Source organism: Geobacillus sp. 46C-IIa, from assembly GCF_014679505.1.
Lineage (GTDB): Bacteria > Bacillota > Bacilli > Bacillales > Anoxybacillaceae > Geobacillus.
The window spans coordinates 2,220,171-2,231,602 of record NZ_CP061474.1 but is presented as its reverse complement, the minus strand read 5'-3'; the positions used below and the strand labels follow the sequence as shown (position 1 = coordinate 2,231,602).

14 protein-coding genes are annotated in these 11,432 nt (G+C 54.5%); all 14 read left to right on the top strand.

What is annotated here, in order from left to right:
• The first annotated feature begins 7 nt into the window (after window positions 1-7).
• The 14 genes from IC803_RS10985 (at window position 8) to IC803_RS10920 (ending at window position 11,417) form a co-directional block, all read left to right on the top strand.
• On the top strand, window positions 8-1,054 hold the full coding sequence (locus IC803_RS10985; protein WP_081206888.1) for a protein-glutamate methylesterase/protein-glutamine glutaminase: 1,047 nt from the start codon (window positions 8-10) through the stop codon (window positions 1,052-1,054).
• A 13-nt stretch (window positions 1,055-1,067) separates the two neighbouring features.
• Window positions 1,068-3,074 carry a chemotaxis protein CheA gene (locus tag IC803_RS10980; protein WP_081206889.1) on the top strand — a complete coding sequence of 669 codons (2,007 nt, stop codon included), beginning with the start codon at window positions 1,068-1,070 and terminating at the stop codon, window positions 3,072-3,074.
• A gap of 199 nt (window positions 3,075-3,273) precedes the next feature.
• On the top strand, window positions 3,274-3,711 hold the full coding sequence (locus IC803_RS10975) for a chemotaxis protein CheW (RefSeq protein ID WP_081206890.1): 438 nt from the start codon (window positions 3,274-3,276) through the stop codon (window positions 3,709-3,711).
• A gap of 23 nt (window positions 3,712-3,734) precedes the next feature.
• Entirely contained in the window at window positions 3,735-4,367 is a 633-nt protein-coding gene (locus IC803_RS10970) for a chemotaxis protein CheC (protein WP_081206891.1), read from the top strand.
• Window positions 4,364-4,861, top strand: a complete 498-nt coding sequence (locus IC803_RS10965) for a chemotaxis protein CheD (protein WP_081206892.1) — start codon at window positions 4,364-4,366, stop codon at window positions 4,859-4,861. The genes IC803_RS10970 and IC803_RS10965 overlap by 4 nt, the downstream gene beginning before the upstream one ends.
• A gap of 30 nt (window positions 4,862-4,891) precedes the next feature.
• A complete protein-coding gene (locus IC803_RS10960; RefSeq protein WP_081206893.1) occupies window positions 4,892-5,647 on the top strand; it encodes a FliA/WhiG family RNA polymerase sigma factor in 756 nt (251 codons plus the stop codon).
• Window positions 5,648-5,668: 21 nt separating this feature from the next.
• Window positions 5,669-5,914 carry a hypothetical protein gene (locus tag IC803_RS10955; RefSeq protein WP_081206894.1) on the top strand — a complete coding sequence of 82 codons (246 nt, stop codon included), beginning with the start codon at window positions 5,669-5,671 and terminating at the stop codon, window positions 5,912-5,914.
• Between the two features lie 8 nt (window positions 5,915-5,922).
• On the top strand, window positions 5,923-6,516 hold the full coding sequence (locus IC803_RS10950; RefSeq protein WP_081206895.1) for a hypothetical protein: 594 nt from the start codon (window positions 5,923-5,925) through the stop codon (window positions 6,514-6,516).
• Between the two features lie 153 nt (window positions 6,517-6,669).
• A complete protein-coding gene (gene rpsB, locus IC803_RS10945; protein WP_021322279.1) occupies window positions 6,670-7,377 on the top strand; it encodes a 30S ribosomal protein S2 in 708 nt (235 codons plus the stop codon).
• Window positions 7,378-7,534: 157 nt separating this feature from the next.
• The gene (tsf, locus tag IC803_RS10940) at window positions 7,535-8,419 is read left to right on the top strand and encodes a translation elongation factor Ts (protein WP_063166270.1); all 885 of its coding nucleotides are present in this window, start codon (window positions 7,535-7,537) and stop codon (window positions 8,417-8,419) included.
• Between the two features lie 68 nt (window positions 8,420-8,487).
• On the top strand, window positions 8,488-9,210 hold the full coding sequence (pyrH, locus tag IC803_RS10935) for a UMP kinase (protein WP_081206896.1): 723 nt from the start codon (window positions 8,488-8,490) through the stop codon (window positions 9,208-9,210).
• A gap of 2 nt (window positions 9,211-9,212) precedes the next feature.
• Window positions 9,213-9,770: a ribosome recycling factor gene (gene frr, locus IC803_RS10930; RefSeq protein WP_081206897.1), complete on the top strand. Its 558-nt coding sequence runs from the start codon at window positions 9,213-9,215 to the stop codon at window positions 9,768-9,770.
• Window positions 9,771-9,852: 82 nt separating this feature from the next.
• Window positions 9,853-10,626, top strand: coding sequence for an undecaprenyl pyrophosphate synthase (locus tag IC803_RS10925; RefSeq protein WP_081206898.1), 774 nt, complete (start codon window positions 9,853-9,855; stop codon window positions 10,624-10,626).
• A complete protein-coding gene (locus IC803_RS10920; RefSeq protein WP_081206899.1) occupies window positions 10,623-11,417 on the top strand; it encodes a phosphatidate cytidylyltransferase in 795 nt (264 codons plus the stop codon). Before IC803_RS10925 ends, IC803_RS10920 begins: the two co-directional genes overlap by 4 nt.
• The last annotated feature ends 15 nt before the right edge of the window (window positions 11,418-11,432 follow it).

The window sequence follows — 11,432 nt, the reverse complement described above, 5'->3', positions numbered from 1 at the left end:
ACGGAAAATGAAGACGATCAAGGTGCTTGTCGTCGATGACTCGGCGTTTATGCGCAAATGGATCAGCGACTTTTTGTCCGAACATCCGCGCCTTGAAGTCATCGGGACGGCCCGCAATGGTCAAGAGGCGCTTGAGAAAATCGCTGTTTGTCGCCCCGATGTTGTGACGCTCGACGTCGAAATGCCGGTCATGGACGGGCTCGTAACATTGCGGCACATCATGGAGAAGCAGCCGCTGCCGGTCGTCATGGTATCAAGCACGACGAAGGAAGGAGCGGAAAATACGGTAGCCGCCATGCAATATGGGGCGGTTGACTTTGTGGCGAAACCGTCTGGCCCGATTTCGCTTGATTTATATAAAGTGAAGGATGAACTCATCCGAAAAGTGCTGCACGCGAGCGAAGCGAACATGAGGGCGCTCGCCGCTCGGCGACCGAAAGCGGCGCCTTGGCGTCCGCCTGCCAAAACAGTGCGCGCCGAAAAAGCGATCGTCGCGATCGGCACCTCAACCGGCGGCCCGCGCGCTCTCGAAACGGTGCTGACGCAGCTGCCGCCCCATTTGGCCGCCCCGGTCGTCATCGTCCAACATATGCCGAAAGGGTTTACGAAATCGCTTGCCAACCGGCTTAATGCACTATCGGCCATAACGGTCAAAGAGGCGGAAGACGGAGAGGTGCTGCGAAACGGCACCGCTTATATCGCTCCGGGCGGCGTTCATCTTGTTGTCGGCGAGGAAAACGGTGTGCTGAAAGCCCGTTTCGATGAATCGCTGCCGCGCGCCGGCCATCGCCCGGCCGTTGACGTGTTGTTCGAATCGCTCGCTGCCATTCGCCGCTGTCGGATAGTGGCGGTGATCATGACCGGAATGGGATCAGATGGGACGGCGGGGTTGAAAAAGCTGAAAGAAAGCGGGGATGTGGAAGCGATCGCCGAGGCGCGCGAGACAGCGATCGTTTATGGGATGCCAAGGGCGGCGATCGAGGCCGGCGTCATCGATGTCATCGCTCCGCTTGACGGCATCGCCGCCGCCATCGTCCAATCGATCGGGGAATGAGGGGGAACATGGGATGGATATGAATCAATACTTAGACATCTTTATTGATGAAAGCAAGGAGCATTTACAAACAATCAACGAGCGGCTGCTTGAACTCGAACAAACTCCGGACGATATGGCTCTTGTTAATGAAATTTTCCGCTCGGCCCATACGCTAAAAGGAATGTCGGCCACGATGGGGTTTGAAGATTTGGCCAATTTGACGCACCAACTAGAGAATGTGCTTGATGGCATCCGCAATCGGCAGCTGATCGTCACTCCGGAACTGCTTGATGTTGTTTTTCAGGCAGTCGACCATTTGGAGGCGATGATTATGTCGATCGCCTCGGGCGGCGACGGGAAGCGCGATGTAAGCGAGACGGTCGAGCTGCTGAAGCGAATCGAGCAGGGCGGGATGCCGGACAAACAGGCGGCAGACGAAAAGCCGCCCCTCGAGCATGCATACGGGGAGTTTGAATACCATGTGTTGCAACAGGCAAAAGAGCAAGGGTTTTCCGCCTATGAAATTCGCGTCCGCCTTCGTGAAGACTGCCTGTTGAAAGCCGTGCGCGTGTATATGGTGTTTGAACTGCTCAATGAGGCGGGGGAAATTGTAAAATCGACACCGCCGGCTGACATGCTTGAAGAAGAGCAATTTGGCCAAGAGTTTCTCGTCACCGTCGTATCGAAAATGCCGGCGGATGAACTGCGAACGCGGCTGATGGGCATTTCTGAAATCGACGGGGTCGAGATCGCCGCAGTGGCAGTCAACGAGCCGACTGCCAAAAGCGGGGAGCAGACCGCACCTGAACTGCCGGCGTCCACCGCCCTTGAACAAGCAGCGGCGGCGCAGGCTGAAGCGGAGACGGTGGAAAGGCAGGCGGCGAAACAAGCAGGGAAGACGATCCGCGTCAACATTGAACGGCTTGATATGTTAATGAACTTGTTTGAGGAACTCGTTGTCGACCGCGGGCGGCTCGAACAAATTTCCCGTGATTTGAACCATGCTGAACTGACGGAAACAGTGGAACGGATGTCGCGCATTTCGAGCGACTTACAAACGATCATTTTAAACATGCGCATGGTGCCGGTCGAAACGGTGTTCAACCGCTTTCCGCGCATGGTCCGCCAGCTTGCTCGCGAACTCGGCAAAAAAGTGCGCCTTGATATTATCGGAGCGGAAACGGAGCTTGACCGGACGGTCATCGATGAAATCGGCGACCCGCTCGTCCATTTGATCCGCAACGCGCTCGATCACGGCATTGAATCGCCGGACGCCCGGGTGGCGTGCGGAAAACCGGAGGAAGGGACGGTCAAACTGCGCGCTTACCATAGCGGCAACCACGTCTTTATTGAAATTGAGGACGACGGCGCCGGCATTTCCCGGGAGAAAGTGCTGCAAAAGGCGATCGCCCGCGGCATCGTTTCGCCGGAGGCGGCGGCTCATTTGACCGATCAGCAAGTGTATGGGCTCATTTTCGCCCCGGGTTTTTCCACCGCCGACCACATTTCCGATATTTCCGGGCGCGGTGTCGGTTTGGATGTAGTCAAAAGCACGATCGAATCGCTCGGCGGTGCGGTGACCGTCGATTCACAGCCGGGAAAAGGGTCGCTCTTTTCTATCCAGCTGCCGTTGACTTTGTCGATCATTTCCGTGCTGCTCGTGCAAATCGCCGCTGAGACGTATGCCATTCCGCTGTCCTCGATTATGGAGACAGCGTTAGTGAGGAAAGAGGAGATTTTCTCCGCTCATAACCAGCCGGTCATCGATTTCCGCGGCAAAGTCGTGCCGCTCGTCCGGCTGAAAGACGTGTTTTCTGTGCCGGACGCATCGGATGAGGGGGATACGGTGGCGGCCGTCATCGTCCGAAAAGGGGAAAAGCTGGCGGCGTTGGCGGTCGACTCATTTATCGGACAGCAGGAAGTAGTACTAAAATCGCTTGGAAACTATTTATCTTCTGTCTTCGCAATTTCCGGGGCGACGATTTTAGGCGACGGCCGGGTGGCGCTGATTATCGATTGCAATGCGCTCGTGAAATAAGCGGCGGCTAGCGTGCCGATGCCGCTATGGCCGGTTGAAAAGCAAGCTTACAGCCGATTAAAAAAGCTTCGTTGGCGGCGCTGTCCTATTGGGAAATACCGGTGCACCGCCATCGTTAGCCGAAACATAAGAACAAAGGCGGTGCGCCTAACGATCGTTTGTTCCGTTTACATTTTCAATGGAAAAGGGGGAGTGGCCGATGAGCGCCAGCGTTCAGACAGACTGGAAAGTGATCGCCTTTCGCTTGAAAGAGGAAGAGTACGCTTTACCGGTGCAGCACGTCCGTTCGATTGAAAAAATGCAGCCGATTACGCGCGTGCCGGGAACGGCCCGTTATGTAAAAGGAGTCATCAATTTGCGCGGCGTTGTGACGCCGATTATCGATTTGCGCGAGCGGTTTGGGTTTGCGCCTGAACCATACGGAGAACAGACGCGGATGATTATTGTCACCCTTGGAGATGTCGAAGTCGGGCTGATCGTCGATGCAGCGAACGATGTTCTCGATATTCCGGGAGCTAGCATCGAGCCGCCGCCGGAGGCAATTGGAGCTGTTGAGGCGGCCTACATTTACGGGGTGGCGAAAATGGAGAGGCGGCTCCTCATTTTGCTTGATTTAGCAAAGGTGCTTGATCAATAAATCGCAGAGAGGGGCGTTGACGGTTGGGCGACATTTTCCATTTGACAGGGGCGCATATCGACATTTTACGCGAAATCGGAAACATCGGGGCTGGAAACGCGGCGACCGCCTTGTCGACGCTGTTAAACAAAAAAATTGAAATGGCCGTGCCGCGCGTGCAAATTGCGACGTTTGCCGAGATGATGGAGCTGATCGGCGGACCGGAACAAGTCGTTGCATGTGTGTATTTGCGCATCGAGGGGGAAGCGCCAGGGAATATGTTTTTCGTGCTGCCGCCGGAACAGGCGGAGCGGTTTGTCCGTCGGATGACCGGCGACGACTCGTTTTCGTTTCAAGGCGAAGCCCATGAGCTCGGATGTTCGGCGCTTCAGGAGCTTGGCAACATTTTAGCCGGTTCGTATTTGTCAGCGCTCGCCGATTTTACGCAGCTTGCTTTGCAGCCGTCCGTGCCAGCGCTGGCGCTTGATATGATCGGGGCTGTGTTGTCGTTTGGCTTGCTTGAGATGTCGCGCGCCGGCGATTACGCCATTTTGATCGATACGGCCATTTACGACGGGCGGCGGCCAAATGAAAGCATCGACGGCCATTTCTTTCTCCTCCCCGATCCAGAGTCATTTTCCACCATTTTTCGGGCATTAGGTGTGGATAGCGGATGAGCACAATCCAAACGGTCAAAGTCGGCATCGCCGAGATGGAAGTCGTTGCAGCGCCCGCTGTCATTCGCACGTGCGGGCTTGGGTCGTGCGTCGGCGTCGTCATTTATGACAGCGGAAAAGCGGTCGCCGGCATGGCGCATGTTATGCTTCCGCATTCCTCAATGGCGCGCGGAGGGGTCGTCAATGCAGCTAAGTACGCCGACACGGCGGTTGAAGCGCTTTGTAAGCTCGTCATCGCCGCCGGCGGCCGAAAAGGGATGCTCAAAGCGAAGCTCGCCGGGGGGGCGCAAATGTTTTCGTTTTCCTCGGCTGGCGGGGATATGATGCGCATTGGTGCGCGCAACGTCGAAGAAGTGAAAAGGCAGCTCGAGCGGCTGCACGTTCCGGTTGTTGCTGAGGATGTCGGCGGCCATAGCGGCCGGACGATTGAGTTTAACCCGCAAACGGGCATGCTGTCCATTCGCAAGGCTAGCCAAGAAATCAAGGAAATATAATGCCGTTTCCGCAAGGCGAGGGGGAGAACGATGGGGAGCGCGCTAAAAGGAAAAGAGCGGAAATATTGGGACGACTGGGTCAACGGCCGCGATCGGCATGCGGCCGGGGAGCTTGTAGAGCGCTATATGCCGCTCGTTTCTTACCATGTGCAGCGGATTTCCGCCACGCTGCCAAGCTCCGTGCCAAGGGAAGAGTTGGTCAGTTACGGACTCGTCGGCTTGTACGATGCGCTTGAAAAGTTTGACCCATCGCGCGATTTGAAGTTTGACACATATGCATCGTTTCGCATCCGCGGCGCCATCCTCGATGGTTTGCGCAAAGAAGATTGGCTGCCGCGCAGCGTGCGCGACAAAGCCAAAAAAATTGAAGAGGCGGCCGAGCGGCTCGAACAGCGGTACATGCGGTCGGTGACAGCGAAAGAAGTCGCCGCCGAGCTCGGCATGACGGAAGAGGAAGTGCAGGCGGCGGTTAATGAAACGTTTTTTTCCAATTGGCTTTCACTTGGACAGACAGTTGGTGAAGAGGAGGACGAGCCGCTCGCGATCCGCGACGACCGCGTTGCACTCCCGGAAGAACAAGTGCTCAAGCAAGAGATGATCGAAAAGCTGGCCGCGGGTATCGAGCAATTGAATGAAAAAGAGCAGCTTGTCATCAGCTTGTTTTACAAAGAAGAACTGACGTTTACGGAAATTGGGAGCCTCTTGCAGCTGTCCACATCAAGAATTTCCCAAATTCACGCCAAAGCGCTGTGGAAACTGCGCCGCTTTTTTGATGAGGAGCGGTGAGAGGGGAAAGGGAGTGGGAAGGTGGATATTCAGCTGCCAGCGCTGCAAAGCGTAATGCCTAAAGCGCCCGAAGCGGGAAGCATGTATGCCGCCGCGCAGCACCACCCTTATGCCGTGCAGGCGCAAATGGCGGCGGCCGGCGAAAAGCGGGCGGAGCGGGTGCGCCGCCAAGTGACGGATAAGCGGACAGGCGAGCGCGCTCGGTGGGAGGCGTCGCGGTTTGGAAGCCACCCTTATAAAGGAAAAACGATCGATATTAAAGGATAGTGAACATCATGGAAGCATTTTGGCTAACCATCAGTTTGCTGCTGCATGCATTTTCGTTTTTGCTCATCATTTTGCTTTACATGCGCCTCGCGCGGCTTGGCGAGGCGGAACAGCGCGCGGCAAGGCGGGCTGAAGAGCTCGAAGAGGCGATGGCGGCTCATCTCGCCCTCTGGAAAGAAGAAAACGAACGTTTTTTCCGCGAGCTCGATGCGCTGCTTCGGACGAAAATGACCGCCGAGCCTGCCAAGCAGCCGCCGGCGCCGAAACTTGCGGCACTTGCATCGCGTGCGGCAAGCGGCAGCAGCGGATCGGCATCGCCCACATCGCCCGTGAAAAGCTATGAACGCGCGGCGGAAGGAAAAACGAAGGAAAGCGTGAAAACGGGACAGAACGTCTGCGGCGCGCCGGATGATTTTCCGGACATCGAGGCAATCGAAGATGTGCTTGACCTTTCGCCATCCGCTAGCGTTGCTGACGCCGCCCGCCGCCTGTATGCCGAAGGGGCATCGGTCGAGGAAATTGCCAAAAAGCTGCAAAAAGGAAAAACGGAAGTGGAGCTGCTGTTGAAATTTGACCGAAAAGCGGACGAAATAGGCGAATAACAGCTTGATTTACCGCCGGCGGTTATGATATATTTTTACATGGTGTGAATACACACGCCTGATGATTTCAGCAACGGTGCTGGCATGGCCAGTCTTGCTGAGAGATGAGACAGGCGGAGGCACAAAAACCACAAGGAAACAGGAGGAGCATACATGTCAGTGATTTCGATGAAACAGCTGCTTGAAGCTGGCGTCCACTTCGGACATCAGACGCGCCGTTGGAATCCCAAAATGAAAAAATACATTTTCACGGAGCGCAACGGCATTTATATTATCGACTTGCAAAAAACGGTGAAAAAAGTCGAGGAAGCATATAACTTTGTGCGCGAATTGGCAGCGAACGGCGGCAAAATTTTGTTCGTCGGCACGAAAAAACAAGCGCAAGAATCGGTCAAAGAGGAAGCGGAACGCTGCGGCATGTTTTATGTCAACCAACGTTGGCTTGGCGGTACGCTGACGAACTTCGCAACGATCCAAAAACGGATCAAACGGCTGCGCGAAATTGAAAAAATGGAAGAAGATGGCGTGTTTGACGTACTTCCGAAAAAAGAAGTCATCGGCTTGAAAAAGGAAAAAGAGCGGCTCGAGAAATTTTTAGGCGGCATTAAAGACATGAAAGAGCTGCCGGATGCGCTGTTCGTCATCGACCCGCGCAAAGAGCGGATCGCAGTGGCGGAAGCGCGCAAGTTGAACATCCCGATCATCGGCATCGTCGACACGAACTGCGATCCGGATGAAATCGACTACGTCATCCCAGCGAACGATGACGCTATCCGCGCCGTCAAGCTGTTGACGTCGAAAATCGCCGATGCCGTACTTGAGGCAAAACAAGGCGAAGAGGCGGCCGTCGCAGCGGAGTAAGACAGCTTAGGAAAGGTGATAAGAGGGGAAAGCCTTTTATCACCTTTTTTTGAGACAGAAATCAGCAACTTTTGGCTATACTAACGAATAAGGGCAAAACAGGCACCCGCTGCCGACATCGATACATATACGCGATAAAGAGAAGGAGGATCTTTTCATGGCGATTACAGCACAAATGGTAAAAGAGCTGCGCGAAAAAACGGGCGCAGGCATGATGGATTGCAAAAAGGCGCTCACCGAAACGAACGGTGACATGGAAAAAGCGATCGACTGGCTGCGCGAAAAAGGAATTGCGAAAGCGGCGAAAAAAGCGGACCGCATCGCGGCGGAAGGAATGACATACATCGCTGTGGAAGGCAATGCGGCCGTCATTTTGGAAGTGAATTCGGAAACGGACTTCGTTGCCAAAAACGAAGCGTTCCAAACGCTCGTTAAGGAGCTGGCTGCGCATTTGCTGAAACAAAAACCGGCTTCGCTTGATGAAGCGCTCGGACAAACGATGGACAACGGTTCCACTGTCCAAGATTATATTAACGAAGCGATCGCGAAAATCGGCGAAAAAATCACGCTCCGCCGCTTTGCTGTCGTCAACAAAGCGGACGGCGAAACGTTTGGCGCGTACTTGCACATGGGCGGGCGCATCGGCGTATTAACATTATTAGCCGGCAATGCAAGCGAAGAGATCGCCAAAGATGTGGCCATGCATATCGCTGCGCTCCATCCGAAATATGTTTCACGCGATGAAGTGCCGCAAGAAGAGATTGCGCGCGAACGCGAAGTGTTGAAACAACAAGCGTTAAATGAAGGCAAGCCGGAAAAAATCGTTGAGAAAATGGTCGAAGGCCGGCTGAACAAGTTTTACGAAGACGTTTGCCTGCTTGAGCAAGCGTTCGTGAAAAACCCGGATGTGACGGTGCGCCAATACGTCGAGTCGAACGGAGCAACTGTGAAGCAGTTCATCCGCTACGAAGTCGGCGAAGGGCTCGAAAAACGTCAAGATAATTTCGCCGAAGAAGTCATGAGCCAAGTAAGAAAGCAATGACGGACCGCAACAGGGAACACGCGCGTGTTCCCTGTTTTTCAAAGCGATTCGCATCATGGAGGTTTGACATGGAACAACCAAAATACAAACGCGTCGTTTTAAAGTTAAGCGGGGAAGCGCTCGCCGGAAAGCAAGGGTTTGGCATCCAGCCGGCAGTCATCCAGTCGATCGCCAAACAAGTAAAAGAAGTGGCTGAACTCGATGTCGAAATCGCCATCGTTGTCGGCGGCGGCAACATTTGGCGCGGAAAAACAGGAAGCGAAATGGGAATGGACCGGGCGACGGCCGACTACATGGGCATGTTAGCGACCGTGATGAACGCGCTCGCCTTGCAGGACAGCCTCGAGCAGCTCGGCGTCGAAACGAGGGTGCAGACGTCGATTGAAATGCGGCAAGTAGCCGAGCCGTACATCCGCCGGCGGGCGATTCGCCATCTTGAGAAAAAGCGGGTCGTCATTTTCGCCGCCGGTACAGGAAACCCGTATTTTTCAACCGATACGACCGCTGCGCTGCGGGCGGCAGAAATTGAAGCGGACGTCATTTTGATGGCGAAAAACAACGTCGATGGCGTCTACAGCGCCGACCCGAACGTTGATGCCAATGCAGTCAAATACGAGGAACTGTCGTATTTGGATGTCATTCAGCAAGGGCTTGGCGTCATGGATTCGACTGCTTCCTCGCTTTGCATGGACAACAATATTCCGCTCATCGTCTTTTCAATTATGGAAGAGGGCAACATTAAACGCGCTGTATTAGGCGAAAATATCGGAACGATCGTAAGGGGGAAATAACGATGGCAAAGCAAGTGATTCAACAGGCGAAAGAAAAAATGGACAAAGCCGTGCAAGCGTTCAGCCGCGAGTTGGCAAGCATTCGCGCTGGACGGGCGAACGCCGGGCTGCTTGAGAAAGTCACTGTCGACTATTACGGTGTCGCCACGCCGATCAACCAGCTCGCTACGATCAGCGTGCCGGAAGCGCGCATGCTTGTCATTCAGCCGTACGACAAATCAGTCATTAAAGAAATGGAAAAAGCGATTTTAGCGTCGGACTTAGGATTGACGCCGTCCAATGACGGGTCGGTCATCCGCTTGGTCATTCCGCCGCTTACTGAAGAACGGCGCCGCGAACTGGTGAAGCTCGTCAAAAAATATTCGGAAGAGGCGAAAGTGGCGGTGCGCAACATCCGTCGCGACGCGAACGACGAGCTGAAAAAACTCGAGAAAAACGGCGAGATTACGGAAGATGAGCTGCGCAGCTATACCGACGAAGTGCAAAAGCTGACTGATGATCATATCGCCAAAATCGACGCCATCACGAAAGAGAAAGAAAAAGAAGTGATGGAAGTATAGGAAAAACGATGCAAACCCTCTATGTTGATGGAGGGTTTTTTTGCTATAATGGAAAGGCAAAACACGTTCGCGGAGGACACGTATGTTCAATAAAATGCGGAAAAATAAAGGGGAAGGCGCCCCGTTGACGAAAGAGGATGTGCTCAGGTATCCGATTCCGAACCATGTCGCCATCATCATGGATGGAAACGGAAGGTGGGCGAAAAAGCGGGCTTTGCCGAGGGTGGCCGGCCATTATGAAGGGATGCAAGTCGTGCGCAAAATCACCCGCTTCGCCAACGAGCTCGGGGTGCGCGTTTTGTCGCTTTACGCGTTTTCAACGGAAAATTGGAAACGTCCGAAAAGCGAAGTCGATTATTTAATGAAACTGCCGGAGCAGTTTTTGACGACATTCCTTCCCGAGCTTGTCGCGGAGAATGTGAAAGTGCAAGTGATCGGCCGTACAGACGAGCTTCCGGATCATACGCGTCAAGCGGTCGGGAGGGCCATTCACGAAACGAGCGGCAACACCGGCCTCATTTTAAACTTTGCGCTCAATTATGGGAGCCGGGCGGAAATTACCGCGGCCGTCCAGCAAATCGCCAAAGACGTCCAACGCGGGGCGCTTGCGCCGGAGGACATCACCGAGCCGCTCATTTCCTCTTATTTAATGACGGACGGGCTCGATGACCCGGATTTGCTCATCCGTACGAGCGGGGAAATTCGTTTAAGCAATTTTATGCTTTGGCAGTTGGCGTATACGGAGTTTTGGTTTACCGATGTATTATGGCCGGATTTTACGGAACAACATTTCTTGCAGGCGATTGCCGCTTACCAGCGGCGCGACCGCCGATTTGGAGGAGTGTCAGCACGATGAAGCAGCGAATCATTACTGGAGTCATAGCGGCGGCGCTTTTTTTGCCGATTGTTATTTTTGGCGGATTTCCGTTTATAATAGTAACATATATATTGGCCACGGTCGGGTTGTTTGAACTGTTGCGGATGAAAGGGATGTCTCCGCTGTCATTCGCCGGGGGCGCCGGTTTTGCGGCCCTTTGGCTGCTGCTCGTTCCCGCCCGCTACGGCAGCGAGTGGCTGTCGTCCGGGGCCGTTAAGTTCGGCGTGCTTGCCGCCCTCGCCTTTTTGTTGCTTGTCGGCACCGTCGTGACGAAAAATGCGCTGACGTTCGATGAGGCGGCGTTTATCGTGTTGGCGGTCCTTTATGTCGGCGTCGGGTTTTTCTGCTTCGGTGCCATCCGTTTAGCCGGTTTGCCGTACTTGATCTATGCGCTGTTTGTCATTTGGGCGACCGACATCGGGGCGTATTTTTTCGGCCGCGCCTTCGGCCGGCGCAAGCTATGGCCGGAAATCAGCCCGAAGAAAACAATCGAAGGCGCCATCGGCGGCATCGGTTCCGCCGTTGTCGTCGCCGCTGTCTACGAGTGGGCGGCCGATCCGTTCGGCAGCCTCGGCACAGCGGTGGGGATCGCGCTCTTGCTTTCGATATTCGGCCAGCTTGGCGACTTAGTCGAGTCGGCTTTCAAACGCCATTACGGCGTGAAAGATTCGGGAGCGATTTTGCCGGGGCACGGCGGCATTTTGGATCGGTTTGACAGTTTGCTGTTTGTGCTGCCGCTCTTATACATATTTATCGAAGCGGTACGATAAGCGGGTGAGGAGTGA

Excerpts from the sequence above, each read along its gene's own strand:
- IC803_RS10985 (WP_081206888.1), top strand. The coding sequence starts at position 8 with ATGAAGACGATCAAGGTGCTTGTCGTCGATGACTCGGCGTTTATGCGC.
- IC803_RS10980 (WP_081206889.1), top strand. The coding sequence starts at position 1,068 with ATGGATATGAATCAATACTTAGACATCTTTATTGATGAAAGCAAGGAG.
- IC803_RS10975 (WP_081206890.1), top strand. The coding sequence starts at position 3,274 with ATGAGCGCCAGCGTTCAGACAGACTGGAAAGTGATCGCCTTTCGCTTG.
- IC803_RS10965 (WP_081206892.1), top strand. The coding sequence starts at position 4,364 with ATGAGCACAATCCAAACGGTCAAAGTCGGCATCGCCGAGATGGAAGTC.
- IC803_RS10960 (WP_081206893.1), top strand. The coding sequence starts at position 4,892 with ATGGGGAGCGCGCTAAAAGGAAAAGAGCGGAAATATTGGGACGACTGG.
- IC803_RS10950 (WP_081206895.1), top strand. The coding sequence starts at position 5,923 with ATGGAAGCATTTTGGCTAACCATCAGTTTGCTGCTGCATGCATTTTCG.
- rpsB (WP_021322279.1), top strand. The coding sequence starts at position 6,670 with ATGTCAGTGATTTCGATGAAACAGCTGCTTGAAGCTGGCGTCCACTTC.
- tsf (WP_063166270.1), top strand. The coding sequence starts at position 7,535 with ATGGCGATTACAGCACAAATGGTAAAAGAGCTGCGCGAAAAAACGGGC.
- pyrH (WP_081206896.1), top strand. The coding sequence starts at position 8,488 with ATGGAACAACCAAAATACAAACGCGTCGTTTTAAAGTTAAGCGGGGAA.
- frr (WP_081206897.1), top strand. The coding sequence starts at position 9,213 with ATGGCAAAGCAAGTGATTCAACAGGCGAAAGAAAAAATGGACAAAGCC.
- IC803_RS10925 (WP_081206898.1), top strand. The coding sequence starts at position 9,853 with ATGTTCAATAAAATGCGGAAAAATAAAGGGGAAGGCGCCCCGTTGACG.
- IC803_RS10920 (WP_081206899.1), top strand. The coding sequence starts at position 10,623 with ATGAAGCAGCGAATCATTACTGGAGTCATAGCGGCGGCGCTTTTTTTG.